Annotated in this window: 25 protein-coding genes; 14 read left to right on the forward strand and 11 right to left on the reverse strand. The window is 71.6% G+C overall.

Annotated features, from left to right (window positions below):
* Positions 1–188: 188 nt before the first annotated feature.
* From AC3CF1_RS10845 to AC3CF1_RS10860, 4 genes are all read left to right on the forward strand, one after another.
* Positions 189–998, forward strand: coding sequence for an SAM-dependent methyltransferase (locus tag AC3CF1_RS10845; RefSeq protein WP_088949437.1), 810 nt, complete (start codon positions 189–191; stop codon positions 996–998).
* 79 nt (positions 999–1,077) lie between these two features.
* On the forward strand, positions 1,078–2,736 hold the full coding sequence (locus AC3CF1_RS10850; protein WP_355161551.1) for a putative bifunctional diguanylate cyclase/phosphodiesterase: 1,659 nt from the start codon (positions 1,078–1,080) through the stop codon (positions 2,734–2,736).
* 337 nt (positions 2,737–3,073) lie between these two features.
* Entirely contained in the window at positions 3,074–3,658 is a 585-nt protein-coding gene (locus AC3CF1_RS10855) for a TetR/AcrR family transcriptional regulator (RefSeq protein ID WP_141910572.1), read from the forward strand.
* 19 nt (positions 3,659–3,677) lie between these two features.
* The gene (locus tag AC3CF1_RS10860; RefSeq protein WP_088949439.1) at positions 3,678–4,340 is read left to right on the forward strand and encodes a lysophospholipid acyltransferase family protein; all 663 of its coding nucleotides are present in this window, start codon (positions 3,678–3,680) and stop codon (positions 4,338–4,340) included.
* A gap of 14 nt (positions 4,341–4,354) precedes the next feature.
* Here AC3CF1_RS10860 and AC3CF1_RS10865 read toward each other — a convergent pair whose 3' ends face one another.
* The 3 genes from AC3CF1_RS10865 to AC3CF1_RS10875 form a co-directional block, all read right to left on the reverse strand.
* Positions 4,355–5,479: a glycosyltransferase family 4 protein gene (locus AC3CF1_RS10865; protein WP_210926928.1), complete on the reverse strand. Its 1,125-nt coding sequence runs from the start codon at positions 5,477–5,479 to the stop codon at positions 4,355–4,357.
* Positions 5,476–6,735: a M48 family metallopeptidase gene (locus AC3CF1_RS10870; RefSeq protein ID WP_488450352.1), complete on the reverse strand. Its 1,260-nt coding sequence runs from the start codon at positions 6,733–6,735 to the stop codon at positions 5,476–5,478. The genes AC3CF1_RS10865 and AC3CF1_RS10870 overlap by 4 nt, the downstream gene beginning before the upstream one ends.
* 102 nt (positions 6,736–6,837) lie before the next feature.
* On the reverse strand, positions 6,838–7,056 hold the full coding sequence (locus tag AC3CF1_RS10875; RefSeq protein ID WP_099856110.1) for a hypothetical protein: 219 nt from the start codon (positions 7,054–7,056) through the stop codon (positions 6,838–6,840).
* A 255-nt stretch (positions 7,057–7,311) separates the two neighbouring features.
* Between AC3CF1_RS10875 and AC3CF1_RS10880 the strand changes: the two genes are divergently transcribed.
* Positions 7,312–7,812 (forward strand): hypothetical protein, encoded by a 501-nt coding sequence (locus AC3CF1_RS10880; protein WP_355162626.1) that lies wholly within the window; start codon positions 7,312–7,314, stop codon positions 7,810–7,812.
* A gap of 25 nt (positions 7,813–7,837) precedes the next feature.
* On the opposite strand, the gene AC3CF1_RS10885 is transcribed toward AC3CF1_RS10880, so the two are convergent.
* On the reverse strand, positions 7,838–9,349 hold the full coding sequence (locus tag AC3CF1_RS10885) for an NYN domain-containing protein (RefSeq protein WP_406083348.1): 1,512 nt from the start codon (positions 9,347–9,349) through the stop codon (positions 7,838–7,840).
* 127 nt (positions 9,350–9,476) lie between these two features.
* On the opposite strand from AC3CF1_RS10885, the gene AC3CF1_RS10890 reads away from it, so the two are divergent.
* The 5 genes from AC3CF1_RS10890 to AC3CF1_RS10910 all read left to right on the forward strand — a co-directional run bounded on the left by AC3CF1_RS10890 (position 9,477) and on the right by AC3CF1_RS10910 (position 14,982).
* Entirely contained in the window at positions 9,477–11,231 is a 1,755-nt protein-coding gene (locus AC3CF1_RS10890) for a DEDD exonuclease domain-containing protein (RefSeq protein WP_210926920.1), read from the forward strand.
* A 128-nt stretch (positions 11,232–11,359) separates the two neighbouring features.
* A complete protein-coding gene (locus AC3CF1_RS10895) occupies positions 11,360–13,153 on the forward strand; it encodes a RelA/SpoT family protein (protein WP_330468321.1) in 1,794 nt (597 codons plus the stop codon).
* 53 nt (positions 13,154–13,206) lie between these two features.
* Positions 13,207–13,749: an NUDIX hydrolase gene (locus AC3CF1_RS10900; RefSeq protein ID WP_088949447.1), complete on the forward strand. Its 543-nt coding sequence runs from the start codon at positions 13,207–13,209 to the stop codon at positions 13,747–13,749.
* Positions 13,746–14,615: a nucleotidyltransferase family protein gene (locus tag AC3CF1_RS10905; RefSeq protein WP_358003576.1), complete on the forward strand. Its 870-nt coding sequence runs from the start codon at positions 13,746–13,748 to the stop codon at positions 14,613–14,615. The genes AC3CF1_RS10900 and AC3CF1_RS10905 overlap by 4 nt, the downstream gene beginning before the upstream one ends.
* 79 nt (positions 14,616–14,694) lie before the next feature.
* The gene (locus tag AC3CF1_RS10910; RefSeq protein ID WP_088949449.1) at positions 14,695–14,982 is read left to right on the forward strand and encodes an Lrp/AsnC family transcriptional regulator; all 288 of its coding nucleotides are present in this window, start codon (positions 14,695–14,697) and stop codon (positions 14,980–14,982) included.
* A 59-nt stretch (positions 14,983–15,041) separates the two neighbouring features.
* Here the strand turns inward: AC3CF1_RS10910 and AC3CF1_RS10915 are convergent, their stop codons facing one another.
* The 5 genes from AC3CF1_RS10915 to ctaE all read right to left on the reverse strand — a co-directional run bounded on the left by AC3CF1_RS10915 (position 15,042) and on the right by ctaE (position 20,210).
* On the reverse strand, positions 15,042–15,731 hold the full coding sequence (locus AC3CF1_RS10915; RefSeq protein ID WP_088949450.1) for a DUF4142 domain-containing protein: 690 nt from the start codon (positions 15,729–15,731) through the stop codon (positions 15,042–15,044).
* A 191-nt stretch (positions 15,732–15,922) separates the two neighbouring features.
* A complete protein-coding gene (qcrB, locus tag AC3CF1_RS10920) occupies positions 15,923–17,554 on the reverse strand; it encodes a cytochrome bc1 complex cytochrome b subunit (RefSeq protein WP_354983534.1) in 1,632 nt (543 codons plus the stop codon).
* On the reverse strand, positions 17,551–18,639 hold the full coding sequence (gene qcrA, locus AC3CF1_RS10925) for a cytochrome bc1 complex Rieske iron-sulfur subunit (protein ID WP_354983535.1): 1,089 nt from the start codon (positions 18,637–18,639) through the stop codon (positions 17,551–17,553). The genes qcrB and qcrA overlap by 4 nt, the downstream gene beginning before the upstream one ends.
* Positions 18,640–18,703: 64 nt before the next feature.
* A complete protein-coding gene (gene qcrC / locus AC3CF1_RS10930; protein WP_088949453.1) occupies positions 18,704–19,540 on the reverse strand; it encodes a cytochrome bc1 complex diheme cytochrome c subunit in 837 nt (278 codons plus the stop codon).
* Positions 19,541–19,610: 70 nt separating this feature from the next.
* Entirely contained in the window at positions 19,611–20,210 is a 600-nt protein-coding gene (ctaE, locus tag AC3CF1_RS10935; RefSeq protein ID WP_088949454.1) for an aa3-type cytochrome oxidase subunit III, read from the reverse strand.
* A gap of 108 nt (positions 20,211–20,318) precedes the next feature.
* Here ctaE and AC3CF1_RS10940 point away from each other — a divergent pair, with 108 nt between their 5' ends.
* The 4 genes from AC3CF1_RS10940 to AC3CF1_RS10955 all read left to right on the forward strand — a co-directional run bounded on the left by AC3CF1_RS10940 (position 20,319) and on the right by AC3CF1_RS10955 (position 23,516).
* Complete coding sequence (locus AC3CF1_RS10940) at positions 20,319–21,239, forward strand: cytochrome c oxidase assembly protein (RefSeq protein ID WP_371409485.1); 921 nt, start codon at positions 20,319–20,321, stop codon at positions 21,237–21,239.
* Positions 21,240–21,501: 262 nt separating this feature from the next.
* Positions 21,502–21,897 carry a hypothetical protein gene (locus AC3CF1_RS10945; RefSeq protein WP_088949455.1) on the forward strand — a complete coding sequence of 132 codons (396 nt, stop codon included), beginning with the start codon at positions 21,502–21,504 and terminating at the stop codon, positions 21,895–21,897.
* Between the two features lie 89 nt (positions 21,898–21,986).
* Positions 21,987–23,045 carry an anthranilate phosphoribosyltransferase gene (gene trpD / locus AC3CF1_RS10950; protein ID WP_099856130.1) on the forward strand — a complete coding sequence of 353 codons (1,059 nt, stop codon included), beginning with the start codon at positions 21,987–21,989 and terminating at the stop codon, positions 23,043–23,045.
* A gap of 261 nt (positions 23,046–23,306) precedes the next feature.
* Positions 23,307–23,516: a hypothetical protein gene (locus AC3CF1_RS10955; RefSeq protein ID WP_354983536.1), complete on the forward strand. Its 210-nt coding sequence runs from the start codon at positions 23,307–23,309 to the stop codon at positions 23,514–23,516.
* Between the two features lie 115 nt (positions 23,517–23,631).
* On the opposite strand, the gene AC3CF1_RS10960 is transcribed toward AC3CF1_RS10955, so the two are convergent.
* Together AC3CF1_RS10960 and ctaC are read right to left on the reverse strand one after the other, a co-directional pair.
* Positions 23,632–24,057, reverse strand: a complete 426-nt coding sequence (locus AC3CF1_RS10960) for a cytochrome c oxidase subunit 4 (RefSeq protein ID WP_088949458.1) — start codon at positions 24,055–24,057, stop codon at positions 23,632–23,634.
* Positions 24,058–24,066: 9 nt separating this feature from the next.
* Entirely contained in the window at positions 24,067–25,038 is a 972-nt protein-coding gene (ctaC, locus tag AC3CF1_RS10965) for an aa3-type cytochrome oxidase subunit II (RefSeq protein WP_328381682.1), read from the reverse strand.
* Positions 25,039–25,121 lie beyond the last annotated feature (83 nt).

Genomic DNA, 25,121 nt, shown 5'->3' on the forward strand with positions numbered 1-25,121 from the left:
CCTTTCCCCGCTCGTCGAGCGGGACGTCGCGACCGACGGTCCGCGCCAGCTTCGGCCAGGCGCGGACCGTCGCGTATCGACCGACGTCGGCGGGCAACCTCCGGCGCGCTATGGTCTGGCGTGCGTGGCGGGTGCACAATACCCGCGCGGGCGACGACGCTCGCGTCGCGGATTCGAGGGGTTGACGCATGCAGCGGCCGGACTGGGCACCCGACACCATCGACATCGAGCGCCCGAGCGTCGCGCGGATGTACGACTACTACCTCGGCGGCTCCCACAACTTCGCCGCTGACCGAGCCGCGGCGCAGGCGATGGTCGCGGCGGTGCCGGAGGCGCCGCTGATGGCCCAGGCCAACCGGGCGTTCCTGCGCCGGGCCGTGCATCACCTCGCCGAGGCGGGGATCCGGCAGTTCCTGGACATCGGCTCGGGCATCCCGACCGTCGGCAACGTGCACGAGATCGCCCAGCGGCTCGACCCGCAGTCACGGGTGGTCTATGTGGACGTCGACCCGGTGGCCGTGGCGCACAGCCGCGAGATCCTCGCCGGCAACGAGCGGGCGGTGGTCGTCCAGGAGGACCTGCGGCGCCCGGAGGCGATCCTGGCCCACCCCGACGTCCGCAAGCTGCTCGACCTGAGCCAGCCGGTCGCCGTGATGGTGGTGGCCGTCCTGCACTTCGTCTCCGACGACGACCGACCGGCGGAGCTGCTGCGGACGCTGCGCGACGCGTTGGCCCCTGGCAGCTACCTCGTGCTGTCGCAGGCCAGCGACGACGGGCGCAGCGACGACGAACGCGCCGAGGCCGAGCGGGTCTACCGGCGTACCGACAACCCGCTGTGGGTGCGCAGCCGCGCCGAGTTGACCGAGTTGTTCGACGGGTTCGAGCTGCTCGACCCCGGCGTGGTCTGGGTGCCCGAGTGGCGACCGGACACCCCGGAGAGCGCGGAGGACGCCGAGCGCGCGGTCTTCATGGGCGGCGTCGGGCGACTCGGTGACTGAGCTGCCCGAGGTGGCCACCCACCCGGGCACGTTCGCGCGCGCCTGGGCCAAGGCGGTCTCCGGCACCAGCTATCTGCCGATGACCCAGGCCCAGCTGGAAACCCTGCTACACCGGCTCACCGGGCAACTGGCCGGCGCGTTGCTCACCGAGCCGTTCGACCTGCGTGCCGGGCACCGGGTCGGCGCCGAACTGGTCGCCGCGCACATCGCCTCCGCGGAGGGCCTCGGTCGTACAGTCGAGGTCATCCAGCTCCGCCTTGTGCGCGACCTGGGGTTGGTGGCCGAGGACGTCGAGGACCGGATGGCCCGGCTGCTCGCGGCGGTGGCGACCGGCTACGCCCGCGCGTTGCGGGACCGGACGCTCGACGAGCAGGAGTCGATCCGCCGGGCCGCGATGAGGGCCCGCACCCAGGCCGAACGGGCGCTGCGGGCCAGCGAGGCCCGGTTCCGGCACCAGGCCACCCACGACCCCCTCACCGGCCTACCCAACCGGACGCTGTTCACCGAGCGGCTCACCGCCGCGCTGAACGAGCCGGGCCGGGGCGCGGAGCGGGTCGGGGTGTGCTTCCTGGACCTGGACCGCTTCAAGGTCGTGAACGACACCCTGGGGCACCAGGTTGGCGACCATCTGCTGGTCACCGTGGCCGAGCGGTTGTGCAAGGCCATGGGTGAGCACCTGCTGGCCCGCCTGGGCGGGGACGAGTTCGTCATCCTGGTGGAGCGCAGCGGCGGCACCGACGACATGCTGGAGGTGGCCGAGACCGCCCTGGCCGCGGTGCGGGCACCGGCGCTGGTCGACGGGCACGAGCTGCAGATCTCGGCGAGCATCGGCATCGTCGAGCGCCAGGTGGCCGGTGCCAACCCCAGCGACCTGATGCGGGCCGCCGACAGCACGCTGCACTGGGCGAAGGCAGCTGGCGGGGCCCGCTGGGCTCTCTACGACGCCGAGCGCAACCAACGTGAACTGGCCCGGTACGCGCTCTCCGCCGCCATCCCGGCCGCCCTGGAACGCGGCGAGTTCTACCTCGACTACCAGCCGCTGACCTCACTGCGCGACGGCAGCCTGGTCGGCGTCGAGGCGCTGGTCCGTTGGCGGCACCCGGAGCTGGGGGTGCTTCGACCGGACAGCTTCATCGGGTTGGCCGAGGAGACCGGCCTGATCGTGCAGCTGGGTGGGTGGGTGCTGGCCGAGGCGTGCCGCGAGGCGGAGGCCTGGTCGGCCGGTGGCGCCGCCGCACCGTTCGTCAGCGTCAACCTGGCGGTACGCCAGGTGCACCGGCCCGGGCTGGTGCAGGAGGTCCGCGCGTTGCTGCGGCAGACCGGCCTACCGCCGGAGCGGCTGCAACTGGAGATCACCGAGAGCACGATGATGAGCACCGCCGAGGAGCCGGTACGCGCCCTGCGGGTCCTGGCCGACCTCGGGGTGCGGATCGCCATCGACGACTTCGGCACCGGCTACAGCAACCTGGCGTACCTGCGGGACCTGCCGGTGACCGAACTGAAGGTGGCCGGGGAGTTCGTGGCCGGCCTGCGGTCGCCGTCGGTCGGCCGCACCGACGAGCGGATCCTCGCCTCGCTGGTCTCGCTGGCGCACGCGCTGGACCTGACCGTCACTGCCGAGGGCGTGGAAACCGCCGGGCAGGCTGAGCGACTGCGGGCGATCGGCTGCGACGCCGCCCAGGGCTGGCACTTCGGCCGCCCGGCCCCCGCCGATCGCATCCTGGCCCGCATCCGCTGACCTCGGGCCGCGGCGGCCGGGCATGATCCACTCGTCTTCCATGATGGCGGGGTATCCCTGGCATCAGGACGCCCCGACTTTGTGAAACCGGAGTGGATCACGTGAGGGAGTGATCGAGGATCCCCGTCCGGTATCTCCGTTGAGCCTGATGCCTGTGCGTCATCTTGATGACTCACAGGCATCACGCTGACTCCCACGTCCCCGGCAGCCCACGACACGCCCGATGATGGCTGAGCAGGCCCCACCGATGAGCCCAGCGAACAGCGCGTCCCACCGACGCGCCCCGCGCCCCGCGCCCGGAGTAGACAGCGTCTACGGATGCTGGTAGACACTGTCTATGGACGGGGACGAGAAGGGGCTGCGGGCGCGGCTGGTTGCCGTCGGGGTGGACCTGGTGCTCAGCGAGGGCCAGTCGGCGGTGTCACTGCGGGAGATCGCCCGCCGCGCCGGGGTTTCACACGGCGCCCCGCGCCGCTACTTCCCCACCCACGTCGACCTGCTCTCCGCCATCGCCCGGGAGGGCTTCGCCGACCTCACCGCCCGCGTCGAGGAGACGATGCGCGACGTCGACCCGGACCCGCGTACCCGATTGACCGCGCTGGCCCGGACGTACCTGGACTTCGCGGCGGCCCATCGCGGCATGTTCGAGCTGATGTTCCGTCATGACCTGCTGGACAGCGGCCGGTTGCGGCTGCGCGAGACGAGCCTGCCGCTGTTCGACGTGCTCGCCGACCTGGTGGCCCAGGTACGCCGGCCGACCGACGCCCCCGCCCCGGTGCTCGCCGGTGCGCTCTGGGCAAACCTGCACGGCATCGCCCAGCTCTGGGCCTGGGGCAGCCTGCCGCTGGCCACCGGCGCCACCGGGGACGACACCCTGCTGCGCGCCGCGCTCGACGCCCATCTCGGCCCGAACCCCACCTGAACCCGAACCCGGAGAACACGTGCCCCTGCTGTACGACCTCACCAAGCTGACCGTCGGCACCACGCTGCGGCTGGGCTGGCGGCCCCGCGTGGAAGGGCTGGAGCATCTGCCCCGGCACGGCGGCGCGATCCTCGCCGGCAACCACCTGTCCGTCGCCGACGAGTTGTTCCTCGTCACCGCGGCGCCCCGACACGTGACCTTCTGGGCCAAGGCCGAGTATTTCACCGGCCGAGGTCCGGGTGGCTGGCTCAACCGGCGCATCGTCGCCGGCATGGGTGCCATCCGGGTCGACCGCGCCGACGGCCGAGCCGCCCTACGCGCCCTCGACGCCGCCGTACCGGTGCTGCGCGCCGGCGGCCTGGTCGCCGTCTACCCGGAGGGCACCCGCTCGCCGGACGGACGGCTCTACCGGGGCCGCGTCGGGATGACCCGCCTGGCCCGCGACGCCGAGGTGCCGATCATCCCGGTCGGCGTGACCGGCACCGCCGAGGTGCTGCCGGTCGACGCGCGGCTGCCCCGCCGGCACCCCGTCACCCTGCGGTTCGGCCCGCCGATCCCGGTCGCCGAACGGATCAACGGGCCACGCGACATCCGGACGGTCACCGACGAGGTCATGGCGGCGATCCAGAAGCTCACCGGCCAGGAGTACGTGCCTCGCTACGCACCGACCCGGGAGAGCTGAGCACGGCGCTGCGGTCAGCCGGCGAGCAACGCCGCCATCCGGTCCGCCTGCGCCTCCCAGCGCCACTCCCGCTCCACCCACGCCCGGCCGGCAGCACCCAGCTGGCGAGCCAGGTCCCGGTCGGCGAGAAGCCGGGCGACCCGGTCGGCGAGCTGCGCGACGTCCCGACCGCGGACGACGTAGCCGGTCTCCCCCTCACGGACCGCATCCGGTGCGCCGCCGGAGTCACCGGCCACCACCGGCAGGCCGGTCGCGGAGGCCTCCAGGTAGACGATGCCCAACCCCTCCACGTCGAGACCGCGGTTGCGGGTGCGGCAGGGCATCGCGTAGACGTCGCCCGCCGCGTAGTGCGCCGGCAACTCGGCCGACGGCACCGAGCCGGTGAACACGACGTCCCGTTCCACACCGATCTGCCGGGCCAGCTTCTCCAGGGTGGCCCGGTATGGCCCGCCGCCGACGATCAGCAGCGCCGCCTCGGGCACCCGGCGACGGATCTCCGGCAGTGCCCGGATCAGCATGTCCTGACCCTTGCGCGGCACCAGCCGGGACACGCAGACCACCACCGGCCGGTCGGTCAGCCCGAGCCGGGCCCGGACCTGCTCACCGTCCACTGTCGGGTGGTAGGTGTCCACGTCGACCCCGGGCGCCAAGCGGCGGAGGTCGGTCACCCCGTCCAGCACACGGGCCAACCGGCTGCGGGTGTACTCGCCGAGGTAGGTGGTGACGTCGACGCCCCGGCCGATGCGCCGCAGCGCCGGCCGGGCCGCCGGCAGCGCCGCCCAACCGACCTCGTGGCCGTGGGTCTGCGCCACCACCCGGCGTACGCCGGCCCGCCGCCGCAGACCGGCGGCGAGCAACCCCAACGGCGCTGCCGCACCGAACCACACCGTGTCGCAGTCGTACGCGCGAGCCAGCCGCGCCGCCCTGCGGGCGATCAACGGGGTGGGCAACAGCACCCGGGTGCGCTCCCGGATCACCTCGAACGGCTGGTCGGCGTCGAACTTCGCGGCACCGCGCCAGCTCGACGCGTACACGACCACCGAGCCGGCCGGTTGACGCACCGCGAGGTTGTGCACGAAGGACTGGATCCCGCCCGGGCGGGGCGGGAAGTCGTTGGTGATCAGCAGTGTGCGGCTCATCGGCCAGACTCCCGGGCGTACGCGCGGGCGGCGGCGATCCGCTCCACGGTGGACGGATGCGAGGCCGAGTAGAGGTATTCCCAGCGCGGCGGATCGGGGTCGCCGAGGTTGACCGAGCCGAGCCGGCGCTGCATCGACTCGAAGGCCTCCGGGTCGCGGGTGAGCGCGAGCGCATGGGCGTCGGCTCGTGCCTCCACCCGCCGCGACATCAGTGCCTGGACCGGCGCGGCGACCAGCCCGGCCACCGTGACGAGGGCCAGCAGCAGCGGGAACGCGCTCGGTTGGGCGACCGAGTCGACACCGGCCAGCCGTAGCAGCGGCCCCCACGAGCCGAGCAGGTAGAGCGCCACCACTGCCGCGGCGGCACCCAACGCCCCGGTCAGCGTGCCGGCCGCGACGTCGGAGTCCTTGGCGTGCCCCAACTCGTGCGCCACCACGGCTGTCACCTCGGCCGGGGTCGCCTCGGTCAGCAACGTGTCGTAGACGACGACCCGCCGCGTCGGGCCGAGACCGGAGACGTACGCGTTGACCGCCTTGGTGCGCCGGGAGGCATCGGCGACCAGCACGTCGCGCACCGGCACCCCGTCGCGGGCCGCCATGCTCATCAACTCGGTGCGCAACTGGCCCTGCTCCATCGGGGTGAACCGGTTGAACACCGGCTCGACCAGCACCGGCAACACGAACGACAGCAGCACCACCAGCAGCGCCGCACCACCCGCGCCGAACGCCCACCACCAGCGCGGCGCGAGCCGGATGACCGCGTAGAAGCCGAAGAGCGCCACCGCGCCGATCACCGCACTGACCGCGTACGACTTGAGCAGGTCGACCGCCCAGCCGCTCCAACCGTTGGTGCTCAACCCGTAGCGGGTGAGCACGCTCTGACGCCAGACGGCGAACGGGAGCGTGACGAGGTCGGCGACGAGGACCACGGCCAGCCCACCGAGCACGGCCTGCGCGGCCCAGTGCCCGCCGAAGGGCCGAGCCACCAGCTCGATCAGGCGGCTGCCCAGCGGGGTGAGCCCGAGCGCCAGGGCGACCAACAGCCCGACGGCGAGCGCGGTGTAGCCGCCGGGGCGCAGCGCGGCCCGGAACTCCCGCCCCTTGGCCACCTGCTCCGCCGGCAGGTCACCCAGCGCGGCGAGCTGGTCGGCGCGGGGTGCCGGAGGTCGGTGCCACGGAATGAGCAGCGCGGCGAGCACGACCAACGCGACGGTCAAGCCGGCCAGGGTCAGCACCGCCCACCCGCGCGGGGTCACCGCGTCACCACCCGTCGTACCCCGCTCATCGCGCCGCTCCTCCCGCCGTGACCGCTCATCCTATGGCCCGCGGAAAGCGCGCTCCCGGGCGCGGTCTCGCGCTCAGGCGACCCGGCGGGTGGCGCGGCGGTGAGCGATCCCGGGCCGTGCGGGCGCGGCCAGCACCTCCACGTCGAAGCCAGCTCGGGCGAGCACCTCGATGGCCTCGACCTCGGCGGCGACCAGCCCGGCCGCCGGGGACGTCTCGTCGAACAGGGCGGTCAGCGGGCAGCCGGAGCAGCCGTCGGCCCGCTTCGCGCACCCGTCGCAGTCGATGAGCATCACACCTCCTGATCGGCTCGCGGCGCAGGGCCGGCGCCCTGTCGTCGCCGACCGAGCACCGTCGGTCACATCGACGCTAACCACCGGGTACGACAGAAACCAGTTCCGACCGACCGTTTGGGGGTGAGATCGACTCCAGCTCCGCGAAACCGGGCCATCCCGACCGCCGGAACACCCGACCTCAGGAAACTCGTGTCGACCGCCCGACGGGAGGGACATCGTTTGGCCGACCGGCCACTCGGGCACAGAACGGTGGTGACCAGCCTCGATGCCTCGTCCGTGGTGGAATTCCACTACTCGTCGCGCCGACATCGCATCGCCAAGCTCCTCGCTGTGCTGGGCGCCGCTGCTCTCCTCGCCGTGTACGCGGCGCTGTTCGATGAGCCGTGGTGGCAGGTGCTGCTGCGGTTCGGCATGATCGGCGTCGCCATCGCGTTGACCACCGCCTGGCAGCTGCGCCGTCAGCCTCGGCTGCCGCTGCGGTTGACCGACGAAGCGCTGGAACTGACCGGACCGCACGGCAGCAAGCTCCGCATCGACTGGGCCAACCTGGCGCGCGCTCAGGTCCGAGGCCGCCTGGAACCGCGACTGGTGGTCACGCCATTCGATCCGCAGCAGACCCGGCCGCCGATGCGGCCCGGCCAGTGGTCGACCCCCGGACGCGGCCCGTACGAGTTGGTCGCCCGGCTCGCCTGGATGACCCCCGGCCCCGACGTGCTGCGCCGTGAGCTGGCCCGGCGCCTACCGACCACCTGACCGACGTCGCGACGACATGCAGCTCTCAGGAGCGGGCGAGCCGCCGCAGCAGCGAGTCGGCGCCCAGCGGGTAGGCGCCGTGCCGGCGTACCCCGTCGGCGACCTCGCGGTCGGAGGAGACCACCACCACGGGGCGACCCGCCGGCTCGGCACGGACCAGCCGCCGGATCAGCTCGTCGGCGGTCTCGCCCTTGCGGGAGAAGAGCACCCGGACGCCGCGCGGCGCGGGCGGCAACCCGTGCATCCGCTCGGCGCCGTCGAAGACGACGGTGATCTCGTCGCCGGTCTGCGCGGCGATCCCGCCGAGCCCGGTGATGAGACGTTTGCGCTGCTGCTCCAGGGACATGTCACCGAAGCCGCGCTTGGTGACGTTGTAGCCGTCCACCACGAGGTGCGCCCGGGGCAGGGCGAGAAGCTGGTCGAGCCGGGCCGGGTCGTCGGTGTCGCGGGCGCGTGCGGCGGGGCTGGCCGGGGCGGTGCCCGGTTGCTCGGCGAACGCGTCGGCCACGAAGTCGGCGGGGAGTTTGTCCACCGGGTCGAGGGCCAGCTCCCGGCGTAGGCCGACGGCGGCCTGACCGATGGTCTCCAGCAGCAGCCAGAGCCGGGCGTCGTCGACCGAGCGGGACTCCTTGGCGCTCGCGCGGGCCACTCCGGCGGCGGCCTCCGCCTCGGCCAGCCGGGCCCGGGCGCGGCGCAGCTCGGCGTCCACGTCGGCGCTGGCCCGCGCGGCCCGGCCGCGTTCGGTGGCCAGCAGTTCGGTGGCCTTGCGCTCGCGGGCCTGGGTCTCCCGCAGGGTACGGGCGACCTGCCGGGACTCCTCGCGGAGCTGACCCAGCTCCTCACGGACGCGGGCCAGCTCGTCGCGCAGCTTCTCCGCCTCGACCCGGGCCACCGCCCGGTCGTGCTCGGCGCGGGTGGCCCGTTGCTCGGCCTCCCGGACCAGCTCGGCGACGACAGCGCTGTCCGCCTCGGCGCGAACGGCGGCGCCGCTGGCGTCGATCAGCTCCCGCCAGCCGCGCGGCCTGGCCAGGTAGGCCAGCGCGGCGACCTCGACCGGGTCGGCGGCGGCGGGCGCGGTGCCCTCGACGACGGCGGCCCCGAGGTCACCGGCGTCGGCCAGGACGCGGGCGGTGACCCGCTGCCGGAACAGCGGGTCGGCGGTGAGCTGGGCGGCGATGACCGGCGCGCCGAGCCGGGCCCGCCGGTTGGGGGCGAACTTGGCCACCCGGCGCAGCGGCACGGGCACCTCGTCGGCGGGCAGCGTGGGCAGGACGGCGGCGGTCAGCGTGACGATCCGCTGCCGGACCGGCTCGGGCAGGGTCGGCTCCGGCTCCGGCAGGGCCGGCTCCGACTCGGACACGGCCGACTCCGACTCGGCCGGCTCCGGCTCGGTGCCCGGGCCGTCGCCTGCCACTGTGGGGTCGGATGCCCCGGATGTCTCGCTGACTACGTTGTCGTCCGGGTTGCTGACGGCCCCGTCGAGCGCGACCAGATCCTCCTGTGGGAGGTGGTCGTCGTGCGGCTCGGCGAGGGGCATGTGGCAAGTCTCCCACCGCGACCGGGCCCACCGCCCGGTGAGTGAGCCGATCTCTCATCCTAGCCCCATGGTGACTGGTGGGACGGCTGCGACGGGAGTGTCGGACCGAGGCGCTAGCGTGCCGCCGATGGCACAGGCGGAGTACGTCCAGGAGTCGCTGGCCGGTCTCGACCCGGCGGTGGGTGGGGTGGACCCGGCGCTGCCGCTCTACGCGACCACCTTCGTGGTGGTCGACCTGGAGACGACCGGCGGCGCGCCGGACGGCGGCGGCATCACCGAGATCGGCGCGGTCAAGGTGCGCGGTGGTGAGCAGTTGGGTGTGCTCGCCACCCTGGTCAACCCGGGGCAGCCGATCCCGCCCTTCATCACCGTGCTCACCGGCATCACCCAGGCGATGCTGCTGCCGGCGCCGCCGATCGAGCAGGTGCTGCCGAGCTTCCTGGAGTTCATCGCCGACGCGGTGCTGGTGGCCCACAACGCCCCGTACGACGTGGGCTTCCTCAAGGCCGCCTGCGCGAAGCACGGCTACCGCTGGCCCAATCCCCGAGTGCTGGACACGGCGGCGCTCGCCCGCCGGGTGCTGACCCGCGACGAGGTGCCCAACCGCAAGCTCGGCACCCTGGCCGCCTACTTCCGCACCACCACCCAGCCCACCCACCGGGCGCTCGATGACGCGAAGGCGACAGTCGACGTGCTGCACGGGCTGATCGGTCGGCTCGGCGGGCACCGGGTGGACACGGTCGGCGACGCCATCGAGTTCGCCCGGGCGGTCACGCCGACCCAGCGCCGCAAACGGCACCTGGCCGAAGGGCTGCCCAAGGTCCCCGGGGTCTACATCTTCCGGGCCGCCGACAACCGCCCGCTCTACGTGGGCACCTCCGTCGACATCGCCACCCGGGTGCGCAGCTACTTCACCGCCGGGGAGAAGCGCGCCCGGATCTCCGAGATGCTGGCGGCGGCCGAGCGGGTCGAGGCGGTGGAGTGCGCCCACTCGCTGGAGGCCGAGGTCCGCGAGCTGCGGTTGATCGCCGCGCACGCCCCGCCGTACAACCGACGGTCGAAATACCCGGAGCGCATGCTCTGGCTCAAGCTGACCGACGGTCCGTACCCTCGGCTGTCGATCGTGCGCGACCTCTCCCCCACCGACACCGCGTACCTCGGGCCGTTCACCTCCCGGCGGGCCGCGGAGCTGGCCGCCGCCGGTTTCCACGACGCGGTGCCGCTGCGTCAGTGCACGCACCGGCTCTCGCTGCGCACCATCACGCCGGCCTGCGCGCTGGCCGAGCTGGGTCGCTGCCCGGCACCCTGCGAGCACAAGATCACCCCCGAGGAGTACGACCACCAGGCCGCCGCACCCTTCCGCACCGCCACCGCCAGCGACCCGCAGCCGGTGGTGGACGCGCTGCTCGCCCGGATCGACGTGCTCTCCCGCGACCAGCGCTACGAGGAGGCGGCGGTAATGCGGTCCCGGCTGGCCGCGGTGCTGCGGGCCACAGTGCGGATGCAGCGGCTGGCCGCGCTGACCGGCATCGTCGAGCTGGCCGCGGCACGGCCGGCCGCCCGGGGCGGTTGGGAGTTGGCGCTGGTGCGGCACGGCCGGCTGGCCGGGGCGGGGGTGTCCCCGCCGGGTGTGCACCCACGGCCCACCCTGACCACCATCCGGGCGACCGCCGAGACGGTCTCGGGCGGGCACGGCCCGGTGCCTGCGGCCACCGCCGAGGAGTCCGAGCGGATTCTGTCCTGGTTGGAACGACCGGAGACCCGGCTGGTGGAGATGTCCTCCGGTTGGTCCTCCCCGGCCGGTGGTGCGGGGCGGTTCCGTGACCTGCTGGCGAAGGCCGAGAACGGCGCGTCCCATCAACTCTCGACCGAACGCTCATGACCAACTGACCGATCGGACTACGTCGACTCGCTTAGGCTGTTAGAGAAGTGCAGTCCTGCCCGATTCGTGGGCCTGCTCCCCGCCGCCGGGTTTCGGCGATGCGGAGCCGGGGTGAGGAGGTGTCCCTCGTGGACGTCGACGCCGGACACGGCGCCGCCCTGGGGGGCGCCCTGCCGACACAGCCGGGTGAGCTGCCGCTCGCCCGCCGGCTGCGGTCGTTGCTCAGTTGGCCGACCACCGACTCCGACCCGGTCACCCAGTTGGTGCGCACCCACCGGGGCATCCACGCCGGCACCGACCCCGCGGTGCTGCGACGGGCATACACGATCGCGGAGAACATGCACCGCGGGCAGTTCCGCAAGAGCGGGGAACCGTACATCACCCATCCCCTCGCGGTGGCGCAGATCTGCGCCGAGCTGGGGATGGACACCACCACCCTGGTCGCGGCGCTGCTGCACGACACCGTGGAGGACACCCGCTACACCCTCCAGGCGCTCTCCGAGGATTTCGGCGGCGAGGTGGCCCACCTGGTCGACGGGGTGACCAAGTTCGACAAGGCGTTCTACGGCAAGGACGCCGAGGCGGAGACGATCCGCAAGATGATCGTCGCGGCCGCCAAGGACGTCCGGGTGCTGATCATCAAGCTGGCCGACCGGCTGCACAACATGCGCACCCTCGGGGTGCGCTCGGCCTCCTCCCGGGAACGGATCGCCCGCAAGACCCAGGAGGTGCTGGTCCCGCTCTGTGACCGGCTGGGCATCCAGACCCTCAAGCGCGAGCTGGACGACGTGGTGCTGCTGCACCTGGAGCCCGACGAGCACGCCCGGCTGGCCCGGCACGTGCACGACCGGCCGGGGTGGGACGCATACCTCGACTCGGTGGTCACCCGGGCCAAGGTGGCGCTCAAGCGCAGCCGGGTCGACGCCGAGGTGAGCCCTCGTCCCCGGCACCTCTACTCGATCTGGAAAGACACAATCGCCGGCGAGCACACCGCCCCGTACGATCTGCCCCGCATCGTGGTGGTGGTCGACGGCCCGGCCACCGACTGTTACGCCGCGCTGGGCGCGATCCACGGCACCTGGCGGCCGATCCCCGGCCGTTTCAAGGACTTCATCGCCTCCCCCAAGAACAACCTCTACCGCTCGCTGCACACCAGCGTCTGCGGCCCGCAGGACCGCACTGTGGAGGTGCTGATCCGCACGGAGGAGATGCACCGCTCGGCCGAGTACGGCATCGCCGCCGACTTCCGCTTCCCCCGCTCGGGGGCCAGCAGCGCCGCGGCGCGCGCCGAGCAGTTGGACTGGCTGCGCCGGGTGCTCGACTGGGAGCCGGGTGCGGCCGACCCGGCGCAGTTCCTCGAGTCGCTGCGGTGCGACCTCGCCGAGGGCCAGATCCAGGTCTTCGCCGAGGGGCGGCAGATCGTGCTGCCGGCCAGCGCGACGCCCGTCGACCTCGCGTACGAGCTGGGCAACGAGCGGGGCGACCACTGCCTCGCCGCACGGATCAACGGTCGGCTCGCCCCGCTGAGTTCGGAACTGGACGAGGGCGACGTGGTGGAGATCTTCACCGAGAACGACGGCGACAACGGTTTCGAGGCCGGTGTCGCGCCGCGCGGCCCCCGCCGGGAGTGGCTGAGCTTCGTCAAGTCACCGCACGCGCAGATGCAGATCAACCGGTGGTTCGCCGAGCACACCGAGCCGGGCATCACGATCAGCGACAAGGTCCGGCTCGGGCGGGCCACCATCGGGCTGACCCTGCGTCAGCACAATCGTGGCCTCGCCAGCGACCTGCCACTGCTGCGCCTCTCCGAGGAGCTGGGCTATCCCGACCTGGAGACCCTGCTGGTCGCGGTCTTCGACCGGGTGATCGAACCAGACACCGTCGTACGCCAGCTCATCGACCTGGTCGACCACCGGCAGTGACCGGGCCGGCCCCGGCGCGTCCGAAGGACATTCGCGACCACTAGCCTGGAGTCATGATCCCCCGCTCCCGCGCCACCGGTCGGGCCATCTTCTACCAGGCCTTCTACCGGCTGCCGCTGCCGGTGCGTCGGCGCCTGGTCCGGCTGGCCGTGCCCAAGTACATCGTCGGCGCGGTCACCCTGGTCCGCGACAGCGAGGCGACGGGCGCGGGCCGTCTGCTGATGCTGCGCCAGCCGCCCGGCCGGGGCTGGTCGCTCCCCGCCGGCCTGCTGGACCGTGGCGAGCCCCCGGTGGTGGGAGCGGCCCGCGAGCTGTTCGAGGAGTCCGGCATCCGGCTCCCCCCGTCCCGGTTGCGCCCGGCGGTGCCGAACGCGATCGTGCACGCCAAGGGCTGGGTGGACATGGTCTTCGAGACGGAGGTCCCGGCCTCCACCACCGAGCTGGCGGTCGACGGCGCGGAGGTCTTCGAGGCCGCCTGGCACCCGCTGGACGACCTGCCCAAGCTGAGCTGGGCCACGGCCCGGCTGCTCGCCTACTACGACATCGGGCCGCTGGCCGGGCAGTTCCCGCCACCGGTTCCCGACAACCTGCCATGACCGGCGCGGCTGGCGTGCCGGCGGAGCTGTGCGCGGTGGTGCTCGCCGCCGGCGAGGGCACCCGGCTGCGCCCGCTCACCGAACGGGTCCCCAAGGCGCTCTGCCCGGTGGGCAACGTGCCACTGCTGGACCTCGCGCTGGCCCGGCTGGCCGGGCTCGGCCTGACCGGTCCCGCCCGGGTCGCGGTGAACGCCTGCTACCTCGGTGACCAGGTGGTCGCCCACGTCGGCGAGCGCGCGCACCTGTCCGTCGAGCCGGGTGACCCGCTGGGCACCGCGGGCGGGGTGGCCCGTCTGCGGGACTGGATCGACGGGCGGCCGGTGCTGGTCGGCAACGCCGACGCGTACCTCGCCGATCCGGCGGCTGCGCCCGGCCCGGACGTGGCGGCCCTGCTCGACGGGTGGGACGGGCACACCGTACGTCTGCTGGGTCAGCCCGCAGCGGACCCGGCGGCGCCGGGCACCTTCGCCGGGCACTGCTTCACCGGGTTCTCGCTGCTGCCCTGGCGACTGGTCCGAGACCTGCCGGTCGTCGTCTCCGACCTGGTCCGAGCGGTGTGGCGCCCCGCCGAGGCGGCGGGCGCCCTGGAGGTGGTGCCCTTCCCGGGCACGTTCTACGACACCGGCACCCCGGCCGACTACCTGGCGGCCAACCTGCACGCCGCGGCCGGTGGCGTCCTCGTCGACCCGTCGGCCACGGTGACCGGTCACTGCGTGGAGTCGGTGGTCGGCGCGGGCGCCCGGGTCGGCGGCGACGTCCGCCGGGCAGTGGTCTGGCCGGGCGCGACAGTGCGCGACGGCGAGCGGCTGCACGACGCGATCCGGGTCGGGGACGACCTGACCGTGCCCTGCGCCGCACACGGCTGAGGCACGACGGCTCCCGCCTCCAGTTCCCGACCGAAACATCTAGCATGGGCGACGACGCCGACGAACGGAGAGATGTCCCGTGATCACCGCGATCGTGCTGATCGACTGCGCCACCGATGCGATTCCCGAGGTGGCGGAGACCCTGGCCAACCTCCCCGGCGTCAGCGAGGTCTACTCGGTCGCCGGGCACGTCGACCTCATCGCCATCGTCCGCGTCCGCGAGTTCGACCAGATCGCCCAGGTCATCGCGGGCAGCATCTCCAAGGTGCCGGGTGTGCTCAACACCGAGTCGCACATCGCGTTCCGGGCATACTCGCAGACCGACCTGGAAGAAGCGTTCGCGATCGGGCTGGCCAGCGCCGACTGACCCACACGCACGGCGGCCGGTCCACCGCGCGGGTGGACCGGCCGTCTGCTGTCGCTACGTCAGCTCTCGCTGGGAGCCGGCGTTTCGGTGGTGCCGCCGCCCGGAACCGGGGACTCGGTGTTGCCACCCGGAGCCGGCGACTCGGTGCCGGTGCCGCCCGGAGCCGGCGACTCAGTGCCGGTGCCGCCCGGGCTGGGCGTACCGCTGGCGCTGGTCTGCGGAACCGGGATGCCCAACTTGTTGGCGAGCTGCACCAGCTCGTCGTAGTGCGCCTGCAACGTCGGCAGAGCCGTCTGCGCCAACTGGACCACCGACTGCTCGGAGCCCTGCGAGATCTCCGTCTGGGTGGCCTGGATGGCCTGGACGTGACCGGCCAGCTCACTGGTCACCCAGAGCCGGTCGAACTCCGCACCGCTGGCGTTGTTCAGCTTGTCGATGACCGCCTGCTGATCGGCGCTGGGCTCGTTCGGCAGTTCCACCCCGAGCTGGGACGCGGTCTGCTGCACCGTCTGGTCCAGCTGGGTGTGGTCGGTCTTCAGCATCGCACCCAGGTCCTTGACCCCCTGGTCCTGACCCTTCTGCTGGGCCAGGTCACCGGCGGTGATCTCGAACAGGTTGACCTGGTGAACCGCCTGCAGGTACTGGGTGTCCTGCGTTGACGGCTGTGCCGCGGCCTGCGCGGCCGCAGCCGGCGCGACACCGACGAGTACAAGCGCGGCCAACAGGCCGAGGCGTTTGATACCCAACATGCTTCCCCCCTTGAGACGTTGGACCGCACGGATACCCGGCTCACCGGGGTTATTCCTGCGATCGCCCGTCGCGCGGGGTCTACCGGTCCCGTCGTGGCCGTCCGACTCCGCCTCACCTGGGCGGCGGGTGCGGATACGACGTGGCGCCCGCCGGAATCCGGCGGGCGCCACGTAACGGTGCGATCGGGCGATCAGCGGCGGCTCTCTCCGCTGCCGATCTCCTCGCGCTCGGGCCGCGCCTCGACCGGCGGGTGCCCCGGCGAGACCGGCGCCTCGACCGGCTTCTCGATCGGGTAGAAGAAGCCCCGGATGGCCGGCCCGAGAGCGCCCAGCCGGTTCATCTTCTTCGGCACGACCCAGCCGACGTACTCCAGCTGACCGTGACCGTCCGCGTGGCCGTTCGACGCGCTGAGCGGCTGGTGCACCTCGACGAACCGGCCGTCCGGCAGGCGCCGGATGATGCCGGTCTCGACGCCGTGCGCGAGGACCTCCCGGTCGTGCTGCTGCAGACCGAGGCAGAGCCGGTAGGTGATGTAGTACGCGATCGGCGGGAGCACCAGCAGACCGATCCGGCCAGCCCAGGTCATCGCGTTCAGGCTGATCTGGAACTTGTCGGCGATGACGTCGTTGGCGCCGGAGAGCGTCAGAACGATGTAGAACGCGACGGCCATGGCGCCGACGGCGGTCCGGGCCGGAACGTCACGGGGACGCTGGAGCAGGTTGTGGCTCTTGCGGTCCTTGAGGTGCCGTGCCTCCAGGAACGGGTACATCGTCGACAGGCCCACCAGGATGCCGGGCAGCACGACAGTCGGCCAGAACAGCGGCGGGATGACGTACCCGTCGCCGAGCGGGATGTTGATTTCCCAGGCCGGCATGAGTCGGGTCGACCCGTCGAGGAACATGACGTACCAGTCGGGCTGGCTGGCGGCCGAGACCACCCACGCCTCGTACGGGCCGAACAGCCAGATCGGGTTGATCTGGAACAGACCGCCCATCAGCGCGATGACGCCGAAGACGACCATGAAGAAGCCGCCCTGCTTCAGCGCGTACCGCGGGAACATCCGCTCGCCGACCACGTTGTTGTTGGTCCGGCCGGGGCCGGGCCACTGGGTGTGCTTCTGCTTGAAGACCAGGCCCAGGTGGACGCTGATCAGCGCGACCAGCAGACCCGGGATGAGCAGCACGTGGGCGATGAAGAACCGGCTGATGATGATCGTTCCCGGGAACTCACCGCCGAAGATCGACGAGGTGAGCCAGGAGCCGATCACCGGGATGGACAGCATGATCGCCGAGGCGATCCGCAGGCCGGTGCCGGACAGGCCGTCGTCCGGCAGCGAGTAGCCGGTGAAGCCGGCCAGGAAGCCGACCCAGAACAGCAGCGAACCGATGATCCAGTTGGTCTCGCGCGGCTTGCGGAAGGCGCCGGTGAAGAACACCCGCAGCATGTGCACGACGATCGCGGCCATGAACAGCAGCGCCGCCCAGTGGTGCATCTGCCGCATCACCAGGCCACCGCGGACGTCGAACGAGATGTCCAGGCTGGAGGCGTACGCGGCGGACATCGGCGTGCCCTGCAACGGCGCGTAGCTGCCGTCGTAGACCACCTCGGTCATCGCCGGCTCGAAGAAGAAGGTGAGGAATACACCGGTCAGCAGCAGCACGACGAACGAGAACAGCGCGATCTCGCCGAGCAGGAAGGACCAGTGGTCCGGGAAGACCTTGTTCAGCAGTTTGCGCAGCGGGGTGGCCACCGCGAAGCGGTCGTCAACTCCCACCGCGGCCTTACCCGGCGTCGCCGCTAGGTCAATCTTTCGACGCTTCATGGCCGCTCCCAGAAGTCAGGCCCGACGGTCTCGGTGTAGTCGGACTTCGCCACGAAGAAGCCCTCGGAGTCCACCTCGATCGGCAACTGCGGCAGCCGCCGGCTGGCAGGGCCGAAGATGGGCTTGGCGTTGTCGGTGATCAGGAACTGGGACTGGTGGCACGGGCAGAGCAGCCGGTTGGTCTGCTGCTCGTAGAGGCTGGCCGGGCAGCCGGCGTGCGTGCAGATCTTGGAGAACGCCGCGTAGTTGCCCCACATGTAGTCGCCGTGGCCGATCTTCTCGTTGGCCCGACGCGACTCCTGCGCGTCGGAGTCCCGGAGGTGGATCAGCAGCGTCGGCGAGTCGGCGTGTCGGTTGCTCACGCCGTGGTCGATGCCGGGGAAGACGGTCAGCTGGCCACCGGCGCTGATGTCCGCCGGGCGGACCGGACGGCCGTCCTCGCGGACCAGGCGGATCCGCTCGCCGCCCTCGGCGGCGGCGAACCCGGTGGTGAACATCTGGTTGTTCTTGTGCGGCTGTGAGATCAGACCACCGACCAGCGGCGCGGCGATGACCGCGCCGACCGGCGCGAGACCGGCCAGCAGCGAGATGCCGAGCAGGGGGCGACGCTTCACGCCCAGCTCGTCCGCCATGTAGAGCATGGTCTGGCCGGTGATGGTGCGGCCTTCGGAGTCCACCTGGCCCTCGTGCCGGTCCTGGATCGAGACCTCCTTGGGCAGCAACTTCTTGCCCCAGGTAAGGATGCCGAAGCCGACGGCGAGCAGCGCGATGCCGAGGGTGAAGCCGAGCAGCGGGGTGTAGAACTTGTCGCCGCCCCGGCCCGGCTCGTACTGCCACGGCCACGCGATGTAGATGACCATGAAGGCGGTCGCGGCCAGACCGGTGAGCAGGAAGAAGCCGGCGACCACCCGGGTCAGCCGACGCTCCGCCTTGGTGCCGGGCAGCACCTGCGGCTCGTAGTGGACGATCTCGATGTCGTCCCGACGCGCGCCCTCACGAACGATGTCGAACCGGGTCAGCCTGGGGTCGTTGACGTCGAGCGGCTCCCGGCCCTGGGGGGTCGAGTGCTCGGTGGGGGTGCTCATGCCGTCACCTCGCTACGGGTGGCGCCGAGCGGCACCACTGCGCTGATGGGGAGTATCCGCTCGGTCACGACTTGCCCGCAATCCACAGGCTGGCGAAGACGAGCGCCACGATGCCGACCAGGAAGATCGCCAGGCCCTCGGTCGAGGGGCCGTACCGCCCGAGGTTGAAGCCGCCCGGGTCCTGGTCGTGCTTCAGCGTCTCCTGGATGTAGGCGATGATGTCGGCCTTCTGCTCCGGCCGAAGCTGGTTGTCGCCGAACACCGGCATGTTCTGCGGACCGCTCAGCATCGCCGCGTAGATCTGGCGGTCGGTCGCGGGGTGCAGGCTCGGGGCGAACTTGCCCGACGAGAGCGCACCGCCGCCACCACCGAACGCGTGGCACTGCGAGCAGTTGATCCGGAACAGCTCACCGCCGGACGCGATGTTGCCGTCCTCGCCGAGGTCGTCGCCCTCGGGCACGACCGGGCCGCCGCCCAGCTCCTGGATGTACTGGGCCAGCTGACGGGTCTGCTCGTCGGTGAAGACCGGGGGCTTGCGGTGAGCCTGGGCCTCCTGGCGGGCCATCGGCATCCGCCCGGAGCTGACCTGGAACTCGACCGAGGCCTCGCCGACGCCGATCAGGCTCGGCCCGCGGCCCTCGACACCCTGGGCGTTGCGACCGTGGCAGGTCACACAGCTCACGTCGAACAGCGCCTTGCCCTCGGCGGCGGCGCCGGTCAGCTGCGGGTTGTCCTGCGCCTGGGCACCCGGGGCGAAGACGGTGTAGGCGCCGCCGGCGAGCATCAGCGCGGCGATCAGCCGGACCGCGGCGCCCAGCCGGCGGCGGCCCCTGCTGCGCGCGGCGGGCCGCTCGCGCAACCGCGCGAGCAGACCGCGTCGGCGGTCGTTGTCAGAAGTCATGAGCGGTGTCCTTAACCGGTTGGACCTGTCTCAGGGGACGGAGCAGCAGCGCGGAATGTGACGCGCAAGATCACTGAAGCCAGTAGATCATGGCGTACAGCCCGATCCACACGACGTCGACGAAGTGCCAGTAGTACGACACGACGATCGCCGAGGTCGCCTGCGCCGGGGTGAACCGGCCCATGGTCGTACGGACCATGAAGATGATGAAGGCGATCAGACCGCCGGTCACGTGCAGGCCGTGGAAGCCGGTGGTCAGGTAGAACACCGACCCGTAACCGTCTCCGTTGATCTTGATGCCGTCGGCGACCAGGTGCCGGTACTCGTTCAGCTGGCCGAGCACGAAGATCAGGCCCATCACGAAGGTGATGGTGAACCAGCGCCGAAGCGCGTGCACGTCACCCTTCTCCGCCGCGAAGACGCCGAGCTGGCACGTCACGGAGGACAGCACCAGGATCACCGTGAAGGTGGTCGCGTACGGGATGTTCAGCGCTTCGGTGTGCTTCTCCCACTGCTCCGGCGCAGCTGCGCGGATGGAGAAGTACATCGCGAACAACGCCGCGAAGAACATGAGTTCGCTGGAGAGCCACACGATCGTCCCGACGCTGACCATGTTCGGTCGGGTCAGAGAGTGGATCCGGCTCTTGTCAATGGCTGGGGCCGCAGTCACGCCGTCATTATTGCCCCTGACCGGGGGCGGCGATCAGCGGGGTGGCAAACCTGCGCCTTCCGTGGCCCCACCGTCAGGGTCCGGTTCGCCTGGCCTAGCCTGAAAAGCGTGCTGCACGTCGATCCGATCCTCGCCGCCACCTCGGCCCCGCCGCCGTTCACCGTCGGCACGGTGCTGACCGAGACCCGGCTGGACAGCTGGCTGGCCCTCGGCCTGGTGCTCGCCGCCGGCCTGTACCTCTACGGGGTGTACCGGCTGCGCCTGCGGGGCGACCGCTGGCCGATCGCCCGTACCGTGTTCTTTATCGGCCCCGGCCTGGGCGGCATCGCGCTGGTCACGGTCAGCGGACTGCACGCGTACGACACCGCGCTGCTGTCCGTGCACATGATCCAGCACATGGTGCTGTCCATGGTGGCGCCGATCTTCCTGGCGCTGGGCGCGCCGATGACCCTGGCCCTGCGCACCCTGCCGGTCGGGCCGCGCAAGCGCCTGCTGGCGATCGTGCACAGCCGTGTCGCCCGGGTCTACAGCTTCCCGCTGGTGGCGTTCGCCATCTTCGTGGTCAACCCGTTCGTGCTGTACTTCAGTGATCTGTACCGCTTCACCCTCGAACACGCCTGGGCGCACGAGCTGGTGCACGCTCACTTCATCATGACCGGCTGCGTGTTCTTCTGGCCGCTGCTCGGGCTCGACCCGCTGCCCGGCCGCTGGCCGTACCCGGCGCGCGCGCTGCTGATGCTGCTCTCCGTGCCGTTCCACACCGTGCTCGGCCTCACCATCATGCAGAGCACCACGCTCTTCGGCGGCGACTGGTACCCGTCGCTCAACCTCGCCTGGTCGGACCCCTGGGACGACCAGGTGGTCGCCGGCGGCATCCTCTGGGCCGGTGGTGAGTTCGTCAGTGTGACCATGCTCGCGGTGCTCGTCGTCCAGTGGGTCAAGCAGTCCGAACGCGAGGCCCGCCGGGTCGACCGCGAGCTGGACCGCCAGGAGGCCCGCGAGCGCGCCGCCGACGCCGCGGCCACCTGAGCTGCCCGGACGGTACGGCCCGACGATCGGTGGCGGGCGGGATGTCGGCTACGTCACCCCGACCGGTACGATCGGCGGGCAGCTACGAGGTGGGAGTCAGTGCCGCAATGAGTGAGCGCAGCGAACGAATCATCAAGCGCAGTGCGATGGTGCCTCATGACGGCACTGCTCACAGTCCGGCTCCCGGCCGAGGCCGTATCGAGGCTATGGGATATCACGAAACGGCCGGTACCCGGACCGTTCGGCGAAGCGGAGTGCCGGCATGAGCGATCGTCTTTGCACCGTCCTGCTCTACAGCGACGACCCGAAGGTCCGTGATCGGATGCGGATGGCCGTCGGCACCCGGCCCGCGCCCGGTCTGCAGATCGAGTTCGTCGACGCGTCGACCTACGCGGAGACCATCCGACTGGTCGACGACTACGAGATCGACCTTCTGGTGCTCGACGGTGAGGCGAGCCCGGGTGGCGGCATCGGCATCGCCCGGCAGATCAAGGACGACCGGGACGACGCCCCCCCGACCTGCCTGGTGATCGCCCGCGCCGCCGACCGATGGCTGGCCGCGTACGCCGAGGTCGACGCGACGCTGGTGCACCCGCTCGACCCGGTGACCACCGGCGGCACGGTGGCCGAGCTGCTGCGGACGCACGCACCCGCCTGACGTCCCACGCTCCTCCGGCACCGCCACGGCGCCGGACACTCGGCGCTGGCTCCAGCCCACCCGCACTTCGCACGCTCGGGAGGCCCGTCATGGGCGATCGGACCTGGCCGCACCTGCTCAACTCGCTGCTGCGCGGCGACGAGCTGTCCACCGCCGACACCGCCTGGGCGATGGGCGAGATCATGGCCGGCTCGGCGGGTGCCGCGCAGGTCGCCGGCTTCGCGGTGGCGTTGCGGGCCAAGGGTGAGACGTCCGCCGAGTTGGCCGGGCTGGTGGAGACGATGCTGAGCCGGGCGGTCCCGGTGGACCTCCCCGACGAGCTGCGTTCCACCGCGCTGGACGTGGTGGGCACCGGCGGTGACCTCGCCCACACGGTCAACATCTCCACGATGGCCGCCCTCGTGGTGGCGGGTGCCGGCGTCCGGGTGGTCAAGCACGGCAACCGGGCCGCGTCGTCCTCCTGCGGCACCGCCGACCTGTTGGAGTTCATGGGCGTCCCACTCGACCTCGATCCGGACGCGATCGTCCGCTGCGTCACCGAGGCCGGCATCGGGTTCTGCTTCGCGGCCCGGTTCCACCCGGGGATGCGGCACACCGGCCCGGTTCGACGGGAGCTGGGCGTGCCGACCGTCTTCAACTTCCTCGGCCCGCTTACCAACCCGGCCCGGCCCCGCGCGGGCGCCGTGGGCTGCTTCGACCTGCGGATGGCCCCGGTGATGGCCGGTGTGTTCGCCGACCGTGGTGACTCCGTCCTGGTGATGCGCGGCGAGGACGGGCTGGACGAGTTCACCACCGCCGCGCCGACCCGCGTCTGGGCGGCCCAGGGAGGCACCGTACGCGAGGCCGTACTGGACGCGACGGACCTGGGTGTACCCAGGTCCACCCTCGCGGACCTGCGGGGCGGTGACGCCGCGTACAACGCGGATGTGGCCCGTCGCCTGCTGGCTGGCGAGACGGGCCCGGTCCGGGACGCGGTGCTGGTCAACGCGGCGGCGGCGCTGGCCACCCAGGGCCCGCTCGACGGCGACCTGACCGAGGCGTTGCGCGCCGGCCTGGACCGCGCGGCCGAGTCGATCGACTCCGGTGCGGCCGCCGTGACCCTCGACCGCTGGATCGCCACCGCGACCGCCACTGCCACCGTGGCCTGACTTCGGCGTCGCCGCTCGGCGGCGAGGGCCTTGATCGACTCGGGTTCCTTGACCCTGCGGCGTCCGAGCCGCCCGGACACCCCGATGTAAATGATGTCGAGTGGATCACCCTGGCGGCACCAGCGGCCGGGGGTCCCAGCGACGGGCCACGGGAGATTTGTCGGACCCGCGTGGGAAACTACAGGCGAGTAGTTATCCGATTCCGTCCGTGCGCCGCTGTCGCGTTCGGGGGCGGGTCGCCTGGTTCGAGAGGAGACGCCCGTGTCGCACCGCGAGCTGTACTGCGACGTCTGTGAGGGCGTGGCACCGTTCGAGGTGCCGCCCTGCGTCGACGGTCACGACGCCGACTGTCCTGAGCTCATCTGCACCGGCTGCGGTGCCGCCGTGGTGCTGGTCACCGCGATCGCCGTTCCGGTCACCCAGTTGGCCGGCCATCGACGCCGCCAGCCCACCCGCCGCCACGCCGCCTGACCCACAGCGCCGCCTGACACGCAGCGCCATCCGGCCTCCCGCACGACGAAAGGCCCGCTCCCACTCGGGGAACGGGCCTTTCGTCACGCAGGTCGGTCGCGAGCGACCGGGTGGATCAGTGCTCGGCGGTGCGCCGGGTGCCGCTGTAGTACTCGAACAGCAGCCCACAGGCGGAGAAGACGACAGCCACCAGACCGGCGCCGATCAGCCAGTACTGCCAGAACACCATGCCGAGCGCGGCGATCGCGGCGGCCAGCGCCAGGCCGAACGGCCAGTAGCTGCCCGGGCTGAAGAAGCCGACCTCGCCGGCGCCGTCAGCGATCTCGGCGTCCGGGCGGTCCTCCGGGCGCAGGTCGATACGCCGGGAGACGAACCAGAAGAAGCCACCGCACATCGTGCAGAGCAGGAACGACAGCAGCAGGGCCACGGTGCCGACCCACTCGATGCCACCGGACGCGCCGTTGGTCCAGGCGCCGTAGAGGATGGTGGCGCCGAGCAGGAACGCGGCAATGATCAGGAAGATACGCCACTCGGTCTTCATATGGCTGCCTCAGCTTCCCGTGCGGGCCGGAACGTCGTCCGGGTTGAAGTTGCCCTGCGTCCGGCGGGTGTCGAACGGCCGCGTGGTCTCCGCGTACGGGTCCTCACCGATCTCGGTCAGCGCGTCCTGCGTGGACTTGCCGCCCTGCTTGGCCGCCAGGAACTGGTCGTACTTCTCCGGCGACACCACCCGCAGCTCGAAGTTCATGAACGCGTGGTAGCTGCCGCACAGCTCGGCGCAGCGCCCGACGTAGGCACCCTCGGCGTCCAGGCTCGAGACCTCGAACACGTTGCGGATCTTGCCCGGCATGACGTCCCGCTTGAACAGCAGCTCCGGCACCCAGAACGAGTGGATGACGTCGCGGCTGGTCTCCTCGAACCGGATCGACCGGTTGGTCGGCAGCACCAGCACCGGGATGACCTCACTGGTGCCGAGCGTCGACGCGGTGGTGCGGGCCTCCGGGCCCTGGCCGTCGCGGTAGTTGAACTGCCAGTTCCACTTGAAGGCGACAACCTCGACCGTGACGTCCGGGTTCTTCGACAACTTGTCGACGTCGGTCTGCACGATCGCCGTGTAGTAGAAGAGCACGGAGACGATCAGGATCGGCGCGATGGTGTAGAGGAACTCCATCGGCAGGTTGTAGCGGGTCTGCACCGGCAGCGTGTTGCCACGCTTGCGGTAGCGCACGACGCACCAGAAGATCAAACCCCACACGAAGACACCGACCGCGAGCGCGGCGATGCAGGAGGCGATCCACAGGTCGTACATCCGCTTCGACTCCGGCGAGATGCCGCCCTGCGGCCAGCCGAAGCCGTCAAACGCCTGCCCTACGTCACAGCCCGTGAGCAGGACCAGCAGCGCCACGCCACCGAGACCGAGCCCGGTCAACCGACCAGCACCACGCCCCCGGCGGCCACCGACCCCTGGGGAAGCGCTGTGCCGTACGGCCGACGGCCGTACCTCCGAACTCCTTGCGACCACCTGGTCCTGCCTCCCTAGCGCGCCGCGGTGGGTCTTTCCTCAGCACCGACGGCAAAGGCGTCACCGACGGTCGCAGATTACTC

The sequence above is a fragment of the Micromonospora sp. MGP-C2 genome (assembly GCF_057766525.1).

Bases quoted from the DNA above. Each gene is read 5' to 3' on its own strand.
- AC3CF1_RS10845 (WP_088949437.1), top strand. From the start codon at position 189: ATGCAGCGGCCGGACTGGGCACCCGACACCATCGACATCGAGCGCCCG.
- AC3CF1_RS10850 (WP_355161551.1), top strand. From the start codon at position 1,078: ATGACCCAGGCCCAGCTGGAAACCCTGCTACACCGGCTCACCGGGCAA.
- AC3CF1_RS10855 (WP_141910572.1), top strand. From the start codon at position 3,074: ATGGACGGGGACGAGAAGGGGCTGCGGGCGCGGCTGGTTGCCGTCGGG.
- AC3CF1_RS10865 (WP_210926928.1), bottom strand. From the start codon at position 5,479: ATGAGCCGCACACTGCTGATCACCAACGACTTCCCGCCCCGCCCGGGC.
- AC3CF1_RS10875 (WP_099856110.1), bottom strand. From the start codon at position 7,056: ATGCTCATCGACTGCGACGGGTGCGCGAAGCGGGCCGACGGCTGCTCC.
- AC3CF1_RS10885 (WP_406083348.1), bottom strand. From the start codon at position 9,349: ATGCCCCTCGCCGAGCCGCACGACGACCACCTCCCACAGGAGGATCTG.
- AC3CF1_RS10890 (WP_210926920.1), top strand. From the start codon at position 9,477: ATGGCACAGGCGGAGTACGTCCAGGAGTCGCTGGCCGGTCTCGACCCG.
- AC3CF1_RS10900 (WP_088949447.1), top strand. From the start codon at position 13,207: ATGATCCCCCGCTCCCGCGCCACCGGTCGGGCCATCTTCTACCAGGCC.
- AC3CF1_RS10905 (WP_358003576.1), top strand. From the start codon at position 13,746: ATGACCGGCGCGGCTGGCGTGCCGGCGGAGCTGTGCGCGGTGGTGCTC.
- AC3CF1_RS10915 (WP_088949450.1), bottom strand. From the start codon at position 15,731: ATGTTGGGTATCAAACGCCTCGGCCTGTTGGCCGCGCTTGTACTCGTC.
- qcrB (WP_354983534.1), bottom strand. From the start codon at position 17,554: ATGAAGCGTCGAAAGATTGACCTAGCGGCGACGCCGGGTAAGGCCGCG.
- qcrA (WP_354983535.1), bottom strand. From the start codon at position 18,639: ATGAGCACCCCCACCGAGCACTCGACCCCCCAGGGCCGGGAGCCGCTC.
- qcrC (WP_088949453.1), bottom strand. From the start codon at position 19,540: ATGACTTCTGACAACGACCGCCGACGCGGTCTGCTCGCGCGGTTGCGC.
- AC3CF1_RS10945 (WP_088949455.1), top strand. From the start codon at position 21,502: ATGAGCGATCGTCTTTGCACCGTCCTGCTCTACAGCGACGACCCGAAG.
- trpD (WP_099856130.1), top strand. From the start codon at position 21,987: ATGGGCGATCGGACCTGGCCGCACCTGCTCAACTCGCTGCTGCGCGGC.
- AC3CF1_RS10960 (WP_088949458.1), bottom strand. From the start codon at position 24,057: ATGAAGACCGAGTGGCGTATCTTCCTGATCATTGCCGCGTTCCTGCTC.